Raw genomic sequence first — 15,418 nt, forward strand, 5'->3', positions numbered from 1 at the left:
GAATTGCTTCATTACGAAGAGCCGATGCTGAAGGCGTAAGCCTGTGAAGAAGTCGATTGATGGAATCATGCGCAGGAGCATTTTTTTGCTCCTGTAAAACTCTCTCAACCTCTGTGCAGGTAAAAATTTTGGGACTTGCTGTCAAAAAAGCCATGTAATCATATTCAGAAAATTTTGGTGGATTCATAATCTTTAAACCTTAAATGGAACCGGTAAAAACATCAACTGCGTAACTCCTAAAATGAATGAAAAAAATCCTTGGCAGAACAGAAGATGGCTGTTACGTTTAGCCTGTTGGCTAAGTATGAAAGTGTGGAGGAGCTATGGAAAAGCTGCTGGCTATTACCAAGGCCCTTTCCGATGCTAATCGGCTTCGGGTTCTCATGGCCCTGACGGAAAGGCCCCATCTCTGCGCCTGTCACCTGACGGAAATGCTGGGTGTGACAGGTGCAACGGTATCCCGCCACATGGGTCTGCTCCGGCAGGCCGGTCTTGTGGAATCCAGAAAATGTGGAAAATGGACCCATTACACCCTTTGCACCGGCAATTTAAAGACCGACACCATCCTCTCATGGATGCAGCTGCATATGCCGGAAAATGAAGTGATTCGTGCAGACCGGGAGTTTATCCGAAGCTGTGTTCTGGAAAAAATGGAATGTGAAGAAGGATGTTGTCTGTAGTTTTGAGGATTACTATTTATGCTGAAAACAAAACTTTAAAAAATGCTGCGTTAAAAGGAGAAGCCCATGACAGCCAAAGACAGCAGACCGCTGGGTTTTTTTGAAAGGTATCTTACTCTCTGGGTTGCCCTGTGCATGGTGGCAGGCATCCTGATTGGTTTTCTTTTTCCGGGAATGGCCAAGGTTATCAATGCCATGTCCATAGAGCAGGTGAACCTTCCCATAGGGCTTCTGCTCTTTTTGATGATTTATCCCATCATGATTCAGATTGATTTTCCTCAGGTTGCCCAGGCCTTGAAAACACCGCGGCCTGTGCTGACAACCCTTGTGATTAACTGGGGAATCAAGCCCTTTACCATGACTTTTTTTGCCTGGATCTTCATGTTTTTTATCTGGGCCCCTTTTATACCCGAAGACATGGCCAGTGAATATTTTGCAGGCATGGTGCTCTTAGGTATTGCGCCCTGTACTGCCATGGTTTTTGTCTGGAGCTATCTGTCGAAGGCCAACATGGGCCTGACCCTTGTCATGGTAGCCATCAACTCCCTTACCATGCTGGTTCTTTATGCTCCTCTGGGAAGTGTGCTGCTTGGCGTGGCTCTGCCCATTCCCTTTATCACACTGAGTCTCACCGTTGGTTTTTATGTGGGCGTTCCCCTTGTGGCGGGCTGGCTTTCCAGGCGATATCTGATTCATAAAAAAGGAAAAGAGTGGTTTGATACGGTTTATGTGGCCAAATGGGGAAAGGTTTCCATTATTGCTCTGCTGGCAACTCTTGTTTCCCTTTTCATTCTGCAGGGCGATGTCATTCTGCGCTCTCCCCTTGTTATTGTGATGATTGCCATTCCCCTTATTATTCAGACCTTTGCCATTTTTGGCCTTGGTTATGTGGTCTGCCGTTTTCTGGGGATTTCCTATGAAGACGCAGCGCCCACTTCCATGATCGGTGCCTCCAATCATTTTGAGGTGGCCATTGCCGTAGCAATCACCATGTTTGGTGTTACCTCCGGCGCTGCCCTGGCTGCCGTTGTGGGGCTTTTAATTGAAGTGCCCATCATGCTGGCTCTGGTGCGTTTCTGCCTCAGGACCAAGGCCTTTTTCCCGTCTGAGCCTGAAAAGGCACCCATTGCCTGATGCTGTTAATGGCTTTTTGCCCATGGAGATAGAGGGCAGACACATTAAAGGCATGGCAGAATAAAAGAGATAAGCAGATTTTACAAAGGGTGCAGACGAGAAGCTCTGTATCCTTTTTTAATCTGTTCTTTACCTGAGGCAGCTCTTTCTTTAATGTGGTCCGGGTGTGTAGAAAGCAGATTCTGTAAACCATAAACCCTTGGAGGCTTTGTATGCAGATCTTTCGCATGATGATTGTTTCTATTTTACTGTTTTGGACTGCTTCAGCGACCCTTGCCGGGGAAGGTATTGTCTGGCTGTCAAAGGATCAGGCCGTGGAAAGGGCTGCTGCGGAAGGCAAAAAGATATATTATTATTTTTATACGCCATCCTGCCCATCGTGCCAGATAATGGGGAAAAATACCCTGGAGGACCCGGAAGTGGTCAGCCTGCTCAACTCAGGTTTTGTCAGCACAAAAGTGCATGCTTCATTGAACAGAGCGCAGGCTGAAAGCCTTGGCGTCACCCTTGTACCCACAAGCATCTTTTTTTCAGCGGAAGGAGAGGAGATTTCCCGTAAATCAGGTTATCTTCCGCCGGATGAGTTTATTGAAGTGCTGAAAAATCTGGATGCAGAAAAATGATAAAAAAGATTTTTCATTTGCTGCTTGTAACTGCTCTTTTTTTCAGTGCATGGATAGCGGTCAATGATTTGTTTTCAATGTCCTTTCTGTCTCCTTCCGATCTGATTGGCTGTGAAACAGCCTGCAGCTCCCTGCACGAATCCAGCATCGGTATCTTATACGGTATTCCCCTTTCCCTGCTGGGTTTTATGGGGCTTCTTGTTTTCTGGATTTTACGGATCAGAGGTTTTGATAAAGCAGGCTTTTTGATTGTGTCTGCCATGGTGGGAGCAGAGCTTTATCTGATTCTGCTGCAGTTTTTTTATTTCAGGGAATTCTGCTCCTCCTGTCTTATTTTTGCAGCCATGGTTTTTATGATTTATGCCCTGACTCTGGTCCAGGATTTTTTCCTGAAGCCTCCTGTCCTTATTCGGGAGCTGCCTTTAAAATTATTCCCTGCCTTTGTTTTTATGCTGGTTCTTCATATGGTTTTATTTCCACCCTTTTTTCCTGAGAGAATCCTTGCTGAAGGCCTGCCCATATGCCTTACGGAAAAAAAGAGCGGTTCAGATCTCCTTCGCATAGAGGTGTTTGTTTCTCCGGATTGCCCCTATTGTGAGGCTGCGGTTTCCTACCTTTCCAGTATTTTTTATGAAAAGAATCTTAAGGCATCCATACGCATCAAGCATGTGGGGCTGAATGTTCAGTCAAGGCGCATGGCCATCGAGAATGTTGCCATGGGAATTTATGGTGATCTTTCGTCAGCGGCTTTAAAGATGGCGGAATGCTATATCATGCAGAATGAAAAAGAGCTGGCAGAGATTCAGGGAGGCCAGCTGCAGACCCCGATGATCCGCCTCGTGCGTGACGATGATGTCCGCTTTTTTACCGGTTGGACGGCCCGGAATCAGGATCAGATAGCAGAAATTCTGGGTGCACTTATGCCGGACAGAGGCCGTCCCGCAGGAACTGCGGACTGGTTTCATAACCGCCTGCCAAGCGGGGATACGGTTCTGTGTCCTTCCACGGGGACACCTTCAGGCAGCGGCGTCTGCGGGTTCTGAAAGGGATTTTTTGTCTGTCTTGTGCCCGAAACAAGAGTTTTAAATCAGGGCTGATGGTTTTGATGAAGATACCTTTTGTCCCCGCATCCCTCTGGGGAGGGCCGGGGTGATGGTTCAGTTTTCAGGTATCCAATGCTTGAGGGTCTGAAGATACTGACGGTAGTTTGCCAGATAAAAGGAAAGGCCAGTCCCGAAGTTTTTACCGATAAGCCCGTTTATCAGTAGTGTACTCACGTATTTTTCTTCTTTCAGTACCAGATGATAGGCATAAAAAATCCGGCGTTCTTCCTCGGACATGCGCTGAAGTCTTTTTTTCAGGGCAACACCTGCTCTGGGCTGGTACATGAAAAAGTAAAGAAAATCCAAGGCATTGATGATCACCTTTGTGCTGAGTCCGGAGTGGGGATGATTTTCCGGGAGAATGCGACTTTCGGGTTCTGAAAGCAGGGTGAGAATGTCGGATTCGGGAAAGGCCAGTTCCAGCTCCATACAGGTTTCAAAGACCTGCCTCATTTTTTTTCTGTAGTCCTGGGCCCTCAGCCCAAGGTTGTGGAAGCGGTCCGCCATGCCTTCGATGATTCCTGCAACGGTATCCGATGCGGTTTTGGATATGATGGCGGCCCATTTCTGCAGTGCTTCGTCCGGAGTGCCGTGGCCCATACTGCCAAGGATCTGGCCGCAGATACCATTAAAGAGGACAGCGACGGGAATGGCGAGAAGGCTTCTGAAAAAATTAGCGATCACAGCCGCTCTGGGAAGCCCCCTGAAAAAATTATGGGTGGAAATATAAATGCCGTTTGCAAGTCCCATGCAGGCATAAAGGGCAATGGGATTGCTGGACGTGGTGATGGCAAGGGTTTCGTCAAGAATTCTGGTTTTGACCACATAATCCAGCAGGGGAACGGAAAAGCCTGTAAAGAGAAGGGAGTCTGCCACACGGCTCCAGCGGACATGGTCGTGCCACTTCAGAAGGGGGGAACGGCGAATGCCGCCTCCGCCCAGCACGGATTGCAGGATATTGCGCAGCCCCGTAATAACAAACCAGATTACGGCACCGAAATAGGCCAGCAGCCACCAGTCCTTTGTCAGGGCAAAGGTTAAAAAAGCAGGAATAAAGCCGATGGCCACCTTCAGAAACTGGGTGAGCGAGGTGTTGAGATAGGCCAGCGGATGAAACCGGAAGATTTCTTTTTTGTTTTTGCTGGATGTTTTTTTTGTCTGATCATTGCTCATGGTACCGCCCAGGGTAATGACATTGCCCCTTGGTTCCAGACGCACTGCACTTTTCCGGATTATATAGTCCTGATGTTTGCTGTGGGTGAAGGGCCGCAGTATTTTTGCATAACGAAGGCGGTACATCAGGGGGGCCAGTTTTGGAAAGGGCGGCTTTTTGGGTATCCAGGTGATATGGGGCAGAACAGGGATACGTATTCCAGGTCTGTGATGGTGGACACCCATTTTTTTGTGCAGATAGTGTCTGCTGCGGAAGGGCAGGGTATCCCGGAGCACCAGTCCCATTCCGAAAAAACGGGGGGAGTTACCCGTTGAATCCGTTCCGATCCGGGTTTTCAGGGGGCGGTGAGCGTAGGGGGAAACCATCCGGCCCAGTTGTCTGATGATGCTTTCCAGGGCTGCGGACTGATTCAGGGCATAGGAGTTCCCGCATTCCTGAAGCCTTTGACGGCAGTCCGTGAGCATTCGTTTCAGGCTGATGATGTTGCCCTGATTCAGTGCCAGTTGGAATGCGTTGATCTCTTTGTAGGCCAGGGCTTTTCCCATGGCCTGATCTTTGAGATTGAAAATTTCAAGGTGGGTAATTCTGCCCCTGCCCAGAAAAAGCAGCTCCGCCACATCTTCCACCCTCAGATGTTTGAGGTTGAGGGTCAGGGAGAAGGAGGGGTGCAGGTCGGAGAGTTTTTCGCAAAGCACTTCAGGTGAAAGGGTGAGGAGTTCCGGCAGCTCGCTTTCAGTAAGCTGAGGATATCGCTGTATTTCAGGAAGAAGATAGTCTTTTTCGATTATTTCCGGAGTCAGCCTTTCAAGGGCTGCGTTGCGTTTTGCCAGGAGGCTTGTTGCCGAAGATTCAATATCCGTATCTCCGGAAGCCGGACGCAGAGTTTCAGGTGCTTTGTTGAGAGGGGAAGATCCTTTGTCTCCTTGAGGGAGAGGACTGGCTTGAGGGAGTTCTTGCGGCGGTGATTCAGTCCCGGAAAAGGCCTCATATATGGCACTTTTTAAAAGCCTGTGGAGGTAGGCGGAGAGGTGAAGGGTGGAGGGTTGGCCCAGCCCCACCATGGCCAGAAAATCATCCGTGCTGGTTTCGGGTATGCTGATGGCCAGATCTTTTTCCATGGCAGGCCGATGGACCCGGTCGAAATGGTTCAGTTTTTTCAGTACCAGATCAGCCCTGTGGGAGGAAACGGCCCGGCCCTTTTCCATGAAGGCATCCACCTCCGGCAGATTGAAAAGTCTGGCCATGGCCTCTGCCGTATCCAGTCCCGCAGGTGCCCAGATAAAGGAAACCATGCGCCCCCGGAATAAAACTTCGTATTCAATGCCTATGGAAGCTTTAATACCCATGATGGCTGCGGCGTTCATGAGTTCGGATAATGCCTGTTCTGGGATGTGGTTGTAATAAATAACCCGGATTTCCCGTATGCCTTTTATCCAGGCGTCCATGATAAGATGACAGGGGTTTTTACGGCCCTTGGTGTTGGCATCGTGGACATGGTCGTCAAAGCTGACCTGATTCCACTCTTCCGGCATTTCAAGGAGATGATAGTGGCTGAGGAGTTTGCGGATTACCCTGGGTCTGCCCCCGGCAGCCCTTCTGAAATCATGGGCAAGGGCCAGCTGACGGCGGGTATCCCTTTCATCACATCGGATCAGTTCCTTCATCAGCTGGAGAAGAACCCTGGCCGTATTTTTACGCAGGTTACCCTCGCTGGAATTCATAACTTCATCCACAAGGGATTGCAGGGCTGTCAGCCGGTCTTCCACCCTTCCCTCATCCAGACTGTCCAGAAGATGGGCAATGGCATAGGCCATGCGAAGCTCCCTTGGCGCAGCCATTTCCTTGATGCCTCTGGGATGCAGGTAGGGCCCGACACGCTGGCGCAGATGTTTCTGCTTTTTCTGGCGGGTCCGGATGTCTCTGATGATTTCCAGCAGGTGATAATCTGCCTCATCAAACATGAGTTTTTCGAAGTTTTTTCCCATAAGATTTCCCGGATAAAAAAAGGACTGGTGCCTGACAGTAGAAGATATGTGCCAACAGACCTGAAATAGCAATAAACATGCCTGAAGGATTTTCCTGTTTTATGGCCGTTTCTGCTGCATTTGTCTGTCGGTATTTTTGGGTCTTTGTAAAGAAAAAGGACAGGAGAAGGTCATTAAATAAAAAACCGGTAATTATTCAGCAAGCGTTCCCTTTCCCTCCGGGCTCATTTTTATCCATAAGTTGAATTTCAGAAATCAGGGAGCTGATAAGGTGAAAATGATGGGGCGCAGCCCCTGTTTTTCTCCTCTTCCTCTGTTTGGGGCGCATCTTCGCCCACTAGAACCGGCCTGCCATTTTCCCAGAAAACCGCATACTGGCCCAGCCGTCGTTTTTTTTCCAGGGCTTTTCCCACGGCCGTCCGCAGGGCTTCCAGCTGTTGCTGGGCTTCAAGGGACGGCTTGTTTTCCTGCTTTATATTCATAGTCCGGCCTCCCGGATGAGAAGGTGATAAAAGTCTCCATGATTTACGGTGCGACTGCTGCCGCATTGTTCAAATATAAGAACAGGGCTGTCCCCTATGTTCATAAAGCAGTTGCATGTATCAACCCGGTAACTGTAATCAAGCAGCAGGAGACGCAGGCTCCGGGGGAAACGCCGCTCAATGTCTTTCAAGGGAATGGGATGCCCGCCATGGGCGACCCGTTCGGAAACCCGTAATTTTGATATCTCAACATCTGGTAAGGCCAGATAAATCAATTTAATCAGCCAGCCCTCCTGCCGCAAACGATCCACCAGAGCCAGATAGGTGCGCCCTGCGAGGGTGGTTTCAAAGGCAAAATCCTCACTTTTTTGGATACGGGCCTCAATCTCTTTCAAAAAAATCCTGCTTGCGGTCAGCAGTTCCCGCTCCGGTGCAAGGGGAGAGAGTCCCGCAGCAATGAGATCCGCATTCACAAAGTGTGTGCATCCTGCCATCCGGGGCAGGTATTCCATGGCAAAGGTGGTCTTCCCTGCCCCATTGGGTCCGGCGATGATCCAGCAGACAGGCTTCATTGTCTCATGATTCCTTTCCTCTGGTTTTTTTCTATTGTTTAAGGGGCGCTTTCCCCGTGAAAAAAACATAGCAGAACAAGCTTGGGGCGGGAATGAAAATGTACGGGAATAAAAATATGCCAGTTGAAAAAGGTGGGCCTGCGGATGCCAACAAAGATGGTCGAATCACAGCAGCGGAGTTGTCTGTCTGCCATTTCAAGGGAAATGCAGGTGCAGGAATCCTCTGAAATCAGTACAAGGATCACGCAGCAGGGAGACAGTGTGTCAAGGCGTGTGGCCGCAGAGGTGCATCTCAAGAATGGAAGACAGATGCAGCGGGCAAGGCGTACCCACCATGCCCTGCTTAATGGGATACACTATGTGGCCATGGAGGTGGATATAAGGCCCGATGCGGATATTCTTGCCGGACGCATGAGATCCATCTGGATTTCTGAGGGTCTTTCCATGCCAGCCCATCTTTGCTTTGACGGGCTGAAAGCCCTGACATCGGGTCCCCTTGCCGTGCGTTTGATAAGTCTTCTTTCATCCCCCCATGGGGAAGGGGAGAGGGTGCTGCCCCTTTCTTTGGAGAGAAAGGATGGGCTATGGATTCTAAGCCTTTGCAGGGAGTCTTTACCCCTTGCGGAAGTAAGGGGACTATTTGATTTTTCCGTATATGGTTCGGGTAGAAGCAGGCTTTTCATGGAAGCCCCTTCGGGAAAACGCCTTTCCAACCGTCTGCGACACGGAGAGCAGGTGGTTTTCCGCATGGACGGTCTGCCATCTTCCGGATGGTTTTCCCTTTTCAATCTCTATCCCGACGGCAGGGTCAGTGTGATGGAAGACAACCTTGCCGCAGGGCCGGGCAGTCTCAGGGTGCCGGAACAGGCCTGGGATTTTTTCACCAACGCCATCCTTGAGCAGGGCGTGGCCCAGTTGGACACCTACATTGCCGTATTTACCAGAGAGCCTCTGGAGCTGGTGCGTTTCCGGCGTCTTGGGGATGTGGAGGGCCTTGTTTCCGGGGAGGGCAGTTACGGTGCCCACAGTCTGACTGCCGCTGGAATCAGCCTTTGCCAGTTTCCTCTTCCGGTGTTGCGTATACTCCATCCTTGTTGTGATCTTCGGTGCCCACCAGGGCAGGGTTGAAAACACAGACAAGGCGCATATCTTCAGAAGCCCTTAAAAGATGGGGCTCATGTCCGTTAAGGGCATACATGGTGCCATCGGATATGGGGATGATTTCTCCGGTGTCCAGTCTTTCCAGCTCACCTTTGCCACCAACACAATAGACGGCTTCCAGATGGTTTTTGTACCAGATACGGGTTTCCGTACCGGCAAAGATGGTGGTTTCATGGAAAGAAAAATCCATGCCATCTTTTGCCAGAAGAAAACGGCGGCTGACCCAGTTGCCGTTGGCAGCCTTTTTATCCCGCTCCGTTCCTGTGATTTCCTTTAAGGTACGAACAATCATAAATCTCTCCTGCTTCTTTGTAATCACTCAGCACTGTTTATTCAGAAAATTCAGTGTTGTAATTGCAGCATCATCGTACTGCGGCAAGGTACCCTGGCTATTTGCAAGTGACATTGCAATCGTTTCGGATTGCGTCACGGGCAAATAGCTTGGGTGCCTGTGTATCTGTCTGGCAGATATGGTAGTTGAAAATTGTGCTGAACATTTACGGTTCTTTAAGCAATTTCTCTTTCTTTGAGAACATCCTTGACACTCTCTGCAATGATGGCCAGACCTTCCTTGAGAAGCTCTTCTTCGATAAGCAGGGGCGGCAGCAGCTTGAGAACCTGCTTTTCGGCACCCGCCAGCTCCATGACAAGGCCCTTTTCAAAGCATTTCTGGGAAATCGCCCTTGCAATGCCGCGCTCAGGTATTTCAAGTCCCCAGATCATACCCCTGCCGCGGATGTTCGCTTCAAGCTCCGGCCAACTGGTCCGGATGACATCAAGACCTTCATACATGAGATTGCCCTTGTACTGTATGGACTCGCTTAAGGCGTTGTTATCCCAGTAGGACAGGGCTTCGGTGCAGGCCACAAAGGCCAGGTTGTTGCCGCGGAAGGTTCCTGTATGTTCACCGGGTTTCCACTGGTCGAGATCTGGCCGCATCAGAACAATGGCCATGGGAAGACCGCCGCCGATGGCCTTGGACAGGGTGATGATGTCCGGCTTGATGTCGGCGAACTCGAAACTGAAGAAGCTGCCTGTCCGGCCGTTACCCACCTGAATATCATCAATGATGAGAAGAATATCAAATTCACGGCAGAGATCGGAAAGCCCCTTCAGCCATTCTGCGGAAGCCACGTTGATGCCACCCTCGGCCTGTATGGTTTCAACGATGACGGCAGCGGGCAGGTCAAGGCCTGAGCTTGTATCTTCAATCATTTTCCTCAGGCAGGCCAGAGAATCCACGCTGTCGCCGAAATAGTTTTCAAAGGGCATGAAGCTGACGTTGGACCGGCTGATGTGGGCCTCGTCTCTGTAGAAGGTGTTGCCCGTTACGGCAAGGGCACCCATGGAAAGACCATGGTAACCATTGGTGAAGGAAACCACATTGGAGCGTCCCTTTACGGTTCTGGCCAGTTTCAGGGCGCTTTCCACGGCATTGGTACCCGTGGGGCCGGTGAACTGGATTTTATAATCCATATTGCGGGGCTCCAGAATGGTGGATGAAAATTTCTCCAGAAAACTCCGCTTGGCTGTAGTGGCCATGTCCAGACCATGGATAATACCGTCGGACTGAATATATTCAATCATGGCTTTGGAAATTTTTTCGTTGTTGTGTCCGTAATTAAGGGTTCCGGCGCCGGCAAAAAAGTCAATGTAGTTTTTCCCGTTCTCATCTGTGAGAATGGCACCCTTTGAGGTGGCAAAGATGGTGGGAAATGAACGGATATATCCGCGGACCTGGGATTCGAGGGCTTCAAATATTCTCATTTTGTTCTCCTGTTTTAATTATTGTGGAAGAATTTTTTATTCATATGTCAGGGTCTGGATCGGCATCCTGAAAAATTCAAATTTCAGGATTAATGGCAGTCCCTCTTGATTTGTGACTTTTTTTATATGGTTTTTTGGAAAAAGCTCTTTCATTCCGGTGTGAGGGGGCCAATGCGAAACAAAATTTCCGGCTCATGGGAAGCCTTTCCAAAGCAGGAAGCCGGAAATATTTCATCTTCAAAAATCCATGGTGCGCCATACTGTCTGGCCAGTGCCGTAAAAAGAGCAATGGAAGCCCTGTTGGACGGAGTTACCGTTGCTTCCACCCGAATGGGATTTACCCTCCGGGTCAGCTCACTGAGCATGGCAAGGCCCAGTCCCTCTCCCCTGCAGGATGCAGCCACGCAGACCTGCCAGATAAAAAGGCAGTCCGGGTCATCGGGTGGTGTCAGTCCTGTAATAAAACCGGCGGGGTGCCCGTTTTTTTCTGTGATAAGGGATGTTTTGGAGAAGGCATGGCCGAAGTATATATAGTAATAGGCGGAGTTCAGATCCAGCGCCGGTGTTTCTTTGACCATCTGCCAGAGGGTTCCTCCGTCGTTTGCTTCGGGATGGCGGAATGTATAGGGGGTGCTGTCGGGTTTCATCATCGGCCTCGTTTGATCAGAGCGCAGATTCTGAGGCTCTTTTCCTCCTTGGGTTTGATTGTATAAAAGTAAAGTGTCTCTGCTCCCTTTGGGAAAAGCAGATTCTATGGCTGACGTGTTTAGATAAAAACAGACAAACCATAGCATGCTATGATTTGTCTGTCAAGTTTTTGACTGTTTGCGGAGTTTCAGTAGACCTTTCGTTTGGAAAAGGAGGCTCCCATTACAGAGAATGTATTTTCCACTATGAACAGGGAGTTTTCATCTTCCGTAAAAACGATTTCTTCCAGTTTTTTAAGCTGTACGTTGTTGATGACGGTCATGAGCACCTGGCGTTCCGTACGGAGATAGGCACCAACCGCAGGGATGAGGGTGGAGCTCATGCCCAGCTCATCAATGACCCTGCGGGCAATGGTGTCGGCTTCGTTGGATATAATGAAAACAACCTTGCGCTGGTTGAACATGGAAAGGCTGTATTCCATGGTGGCGGAGGCCACAAAAACCATAATAATGGATGCTATGACAAGGTCGGTGTCAAAGGCGATGAAGCTTATAAAATATAAAATGAGATTGAAGGCGAAATAGGATTTGCCAAGCCCGATATTGTAGCGTTGCAGCAATAGCAGGGCAACAATGTCCAGGCCGCCGTTGGAACCCAGGGAGCGAAGAACTATGCCCGCACCCATGCCGGATATGACACCACAGCTTATGGCCGCATAGAGCTGATCTTCAATGGGTATGGTGTAAGGGTAAAGGGCAAAGGCCGCTGTGGTCACAAGGATGGCCCAGATGGTGTAGAGGACAAATCGTCTGCTGAGAAGCATTCCCCCTACAATCATTAGGGGGATGTTGAGCACAAGAAAGATGATGCCCGGTTCAAGGAGGCCGGTAAGGTAGTAGGTCAGAGATGCCAGTCCAAAAAGACCGCCGGGTACAAAGGCATGGGGTGTGGCAATGCCTTTGATGGCGATGGCGTACATTATGGCACCGAAGGTTATGAGAATAAGATTCCACCATACGGTGTAGCTGACGTCGCGTTTGAAGAACATGCAGGCTCCACTTATGAGGCCATGGCATCGGCCCCGGTTGTTGCGTTTTCTTTGTGGGCTTCGTCCTCCACAAGACGTTTGTGGAGGGCTTTGGCAGCCCTTGCATAGTCTTCTTCCGCTACTATGAACTGCATGTCAACCTGTCTCATGGATTGTTGCAGTGCAAGAATATTGACGCCTGCTTCATGCAGCGCCGCTGTTGCCTTTGCGAGAAATCCTGGGACCTTCATATTGCTGCCGATGGCGGCAATTAGGGCCACTTTGCGTATGGTGACCTCTGCTCCGGGAAAAGTTTCTTCCAGTGCTTCCGTGAGCCGGTTGGCCCTTTTTAAAGAGCTGTCCACATAATGAATGATGGTGTTGGCGTTCAGGTTTCTGCCAATGGACCGCATTTTGAATCTTCGGAAAACATCACAGACCGTCGCCTCTCTGTCGTAATAGCCTACCCTGTCCTGGTCAAAAACTTCTATGGCCAGAACGTTTTCCCTGCCGGCAATGATTTCCACGCAGGGTTTCTTGCTTTTGTATCCGCCGTCTATAACCGTACCCGGATGTTCCGGTTCAAAGGTGTTTTTGACACGGATGGGAATACCTGCCTGTCGCAGGCCTTTGGCCGCCTGTGGATGTATGGCTTCCATGCCCAGATCGGAGAGCTGATCTGCCACATCATAGTTGGTGCGGCCCATGGGTGCCACATTTTCCGGACCCATGAGTTTGGGGTCTCCTGAGCTTAAATGGAATTCCTTGTGGATGATGGCTTCGCTGGCGCCCGTAATGCAGGCAACTTTGCTGAAGGTGATTTCTGAATAGCCCCGGTCAAAGGTGGCCATGAGGCCTTCTTTGCACCGGGTGTATCCTGTGACAATGGGCATTTCCTGGGCCACATCAATTTCTGCGAAAACAGACTGGATTTTTTCATCAATGGGCAGGGCGCATTCTTCCATCCATCCGGAAAGATCCACAAGCCGGGCGTTGATGCCGTAGTTCTGGAGGATCTGAACCGTGTTAAAGGCGCTGTGGGCTTCTCCTACGGCGCTGAGCATTTCCCGGACTGTCATGAGGTGTTCTTCCAGCTGGAAATGTCCGAAGGAGCAGAGCCTTGTGAGATCCAGCAGGCAGCTGCGAGCACCTTCAATGCGTTCGCGCACAAATCGGTCTGCGGTCATGAGATCCAGTCCCAGAGGGGCCAGTTCTGCATTGATGGCAATCATACGTTCCGCAACACGGTTGAGGGAATCTCCCCATGCCCAGGAAGCATCGTCATTGGCAAAAAGGCCGTAAACGCCGGGTTCTCTGCTTTTTTTCTGTTCCAGCAGCAGATCGGTGATACCACCATAGGCAGAGACCACAAAAATGCGATTGTAAAGGTCTTCGGGGTTGCGCTGACCAAGGATGATGTTCTGCAGGACATCGCTGAAACGGGACATGGATGTGCCCCCTATTTTTTCAACGGTATGCTTTGTTTTCATTGCTATTCCTTTGCGTTTCCTGAAAGATTCTCTTTTTGCCTGAAGAGATCCCTATTTTTGTTCTGGAATTTTTATGGGAAGCCTGTGGCCGGGTGGGTCGGTATCCGGCTGGATGCCTGATCATGTGCCTTGCTTATTCCATGTCATTTTTTCCAGATAAATATTTGATACGGCTGTCAGGGTAACATCTTAAAAAGATTAGCCGCGTGAGGGGAGCTTGTCAAGGAAAACGTCAAAATAATGACGTGACAAGGGAGCTTTTCCGGGGGTAGTATTTAAAGGATGCAATGTATGTTGCGGTGCTTTTTGTGATTGCTGGCCTTGCTTTTCCTTTGTTTTCTGGCTCGCTTGCCATCGGGCTATGGGCTGAAATCTGAACGCGGGCAGGCACAAGGTCTGTACCCGTTAAGTCTTTTTAGGCTATTATTTTGCATAGGCACCTTTATGGGTGCCTATGCTCATGGCTGAAAGATGAGGATAATCAGATATTCTTTTGTCTGTGAATTTCATCCAGAATGCTTCTGCCCCCTGCTGAAAGGATTTCACCCGCAAGGCTGTGGCCCATTTTTTCGGCATTTTTGTTTTCGCCTTCAAGCTTTCTGTGAATAAGCTTTTCTCCCATGGGATCAATGATACCGGCAGAAATACAGAGACTGTCTCCTTCAAGCTCGGCAAAGGCAAAGGCTGGAATGCTGCATCCCCCTTCGAGACGTCGCAGAAAGGCCCGTTCTGCCAGAAGGCGTGTTTCCGTGGGAAGGTGGTTGAGGGCTGTGCGTATTTTCTTTCTGCGCTCAGGATCAAGGTGGGTAAAGGCTTCAATGGCAATACATCCCTGACCTACGGGAGGAATGAAAAGGGTTAAGGGGAGTTTTTCTGCTATCAGCTCATCATAGCCCATGCGGTGGACACCGGCGAAGGCGAGGATAAGGGCATCACACTGACCTTCGTCCATTTTGCGGATGCGGGTCTGCAGATTGCCCCTCATATCCACAACCTTTATATGGGGGAAGTGATGTTTTAACAGGGCCACCCGCCGCACCGATGATGTTCCCACGGTCAGGGGGATCTCTGTATTGCTGAGGCTGGCATCTTTTTTCCGGCTTACAAGGACATCACCGGGATATTCCCGCTCTGTGAAGGCAATAAGCTCAAAGCCTTCGGGAAGAACGGACTGCATATCCTTGGCGCTGTGTACGGCAATGTCCATTTCGCCGGAGGCCAGGGCAGCTTCGATTTCTTCGGTAAACACACCCTTGGAACCTATTTTGGCAATGGAGACATCAAGTATTTTGTCACCTTTGGTTTCCAGAGGGATAAGCTCGGTATCCATGCCAGCTTTCTGTAGAAGATCAGCAACGTATTCTGCCTGCCAGAGGGCCAGCTTGCTTTTTCGGGTGCCTATGCGAATGGGGGACATCGGAACTCCTTGGGGAATCTGTATTTGAACGGATTGCCAGATATTTGTTTTTAATGGGTGCTTTCTTCCGGTTATGGTAAAAATACATGCCGGATACCATGGCTCTATAACAGAAATAAGCGCTAAATCAAAAGCATCCTTTATTTTCCACAGGT

The 15,418-nt window shown here is 49.8% G+C and carries 14 protein-coding genes and 1 pseudogene; 5 read left to right on the forward strand and 10 right to left on the reverse strand.

Features of this window, described 5'->3' with window-relative positions:
* A pseudogene (locus tag FIM25_RS17255) lies at positions 1–187 on the reverse strand (IS701 family transposase); the annotation flags it as partial.
* 136 nt (positions 188–323) lie between these two features.
* Between FIM25_RS17255 and FIM25_RS00005 the strand changes: the two are divergent.
* The 4 genes from FIM25_RS00005 (at position 324) to FIM25_RS00020 (ending at position 3,480) form a co-directional block, all read left to right on the forward strand.
* Positions 324–680 (forward strand): ArsR/SmtB family transcription factor, encoded by a 357-nt coding sequence (locus FIM25_RS00005; RefSeq protein WP_139444878.1) that lies wholly within the window; start codon positions 324–326, stop codon positions 678–680.
* Positions 681–746: 66 nt separating this feature from the next.
* Positions 747–1,814: an ACR3 family arsenite efflux transporter gene (gene arsB, locus FIM25_RS00010; RefSeq protein WP_139444880.1), complete on the forward strand. Its 1,068-nt coding sequence runs from the start codon at positions 747–749 to the stop codon at positions 1,812–1,814.
* 212 nt (positions 1,815–2,026) lie between these two features.
* The gene (locus FIM25_RS00015; protein WP_139444882.1) at positions 2,027–2,437 is read left to right on the forward strand and encodes a thioredoxin family protein; all 411 of its coding nucleotides are present in this window, start codon (positions 2,027–2,029) and stop codon (positions 2,435–2,437) included.
* Positions 2,434–3,480: a vitamin K epoxide reductase family protein gene (locus FIM25_RS00020; RefSeq protein WP_139444884.1), complete on the forward strand. Its 1,047-nt coding sequence runs from the start codon at positions 2,434–2,436 to the stop codon at positions 3,478–3,480. The genes FIM25_RS00015 and FIM25_RS00020 overlap by 4 nt, the downstream gene beginning before the upstream one ends.
* A 114-nt stretch (positions 3,481–3,594) precedes the next feature.
* Here the strand turns inward: FIM25_RS00020 and FIM25_RS00025 are convergent, their stop codons facing one another.
* From FIM25_RS00025 to FIM25_RS00035, 3 genes are all read right to left on the reverse strand, one after another.
* Positions 3,595–6,699, reverse strand: a complete 3,105-nt coding sequence (locus FIM25_RS00025) for a hypothetical protein (protein WP_139444886.1) — start codon at positions 6,697–6,699, stop codon at positions 3,595–3,597.
* 248 nt (positions 6,700–6,947) lie between these two features.
* Positions 6,948–7,181, reverse strand: a complete 234-nt coding sequence (locus tag FIM25_RS00030) for a hypothetical protein (protein ID WP_139444888.1) — start codon at positions 7,179–7,181, stop codon at positions 6,948–6,950.
* Complete coding sequence (locus tag FIM25_RS00035) at positions 7,178–7,753, reverse strand: ATPase (protein ID WP_139444890.1); 576 nt, start codon at positions 7,751–7,753, stop codon at positions 7,178–7,180. The genes FIM25_RS00030 and FIM25_RS00035 overlap by 4 nt, the downstream gene beginning before the upstream one ends.
* 144 nt (positions 7,754–7,897) lie before the next feature.
* On the opposite strand from FIM25_RS00035, the gene FIM25_RS00040 reads away from it, so the two are divergent.
* Complete coding sequence (locus tag FIM25_RS00040; protein ID WP_139444892.1) at positions 7,898–8,881, forward strand: hypothetical protein; 984 nt, start codon at positions 7,898–7,900, stop codon at positions 8,879–8,881.
* Here the strand turns inward: FIM25_RS00040 and FIM25_RS00045 are convergent.
* The 6 genes from FIM25_RS00045 to hemC all read right to left on the reverse strand — a co-directional run bounded on the left by FIM25_RS00045 (position 8,799) and on the right by hemC (position 15,263).
* A complete protein-coding gene (locus tag FIM25_RS00045) occupies positions 8,799–9,206 on the reverse strand; it encodes an ectoine synthase (RefSeq protein WP_139444893.1) in 408 nt (135 codons plus the stop codon). The two genes, FIM25_RS00040 and FIM25_RS00045, sit on opposite strands and share 83 nt — an antisense overlap.
* A gap of 215 nt (positions 9,207–9,421) precedes the next feature.
* Complete coding sequence (gene ectB / locus FIM25_RS00050) at positions 9,422–10,681, reverse strand: diaminobutyrate--2-oxoglutarate transaminase (protein WP_139444895.1); 1,260 nt, start codon at positions 10,679–10,681, stop codon at positions 9,422–9,424.
* Between the two features lie 149 nt (positions 10,682–10,830).
* On the reverse strand, positions 10,831–11,328 hold the full coding sequence (gene ectA, locus FIM25_RS00055; protein WP_139444897.1) for a diaminobutyrate acetyltransferase: 498 nt from the start codon (positions 11,326–11,328) through the stop codon (positions 10,831–10,833).
* A gap of 188 nt (positions 11,329–11,516) precedes the next feature.
* Complete coding sequence (locus FIM25_RS00060) at positions 11,517–12,377, reverse strand: YitT family protein (protein WP_139444898.1); 861 nt, start codon at positions 12,375–12,377, stop codon at positions 11,517–11,519.
* An 11-nt stretch (positions 12,378–12,388) separates the two neighbouring features.
* Positions 12,389–13,846, reverse strand: a complete 1,458-nt coding sequence (locus FIM25_RS00065; RefSeq protein WP_139444900.1) for an aspartate kinase — start codon at positions 13,844–13,846, stop codon at positions 12,389–12,391.
* Between the two features lie 481 nt (positions 13,847–14,327).
* Entirely contained in the window at positions 14,328–15,263 is a 936-nt protein-coding gene (gene hemC / locus FIM25_RS00070) for a hydroxymethylbilane synthase (protein WP_139444902.1), read from the reverse strand.
* Between the last annotated feature and the right edge of the window lie 155 nt (positions 15,264–15,418).

The organism is Desulfobotulus mexicanus, from assembly GCF_006175995.1.
Taxonomy (GTDB): Bacteria; Desulfobacterota; Desulfobacteria; order Desulfobacterales; family ASO4-4; genus Desulfobotulus; species Desulfobotulus mexicanus.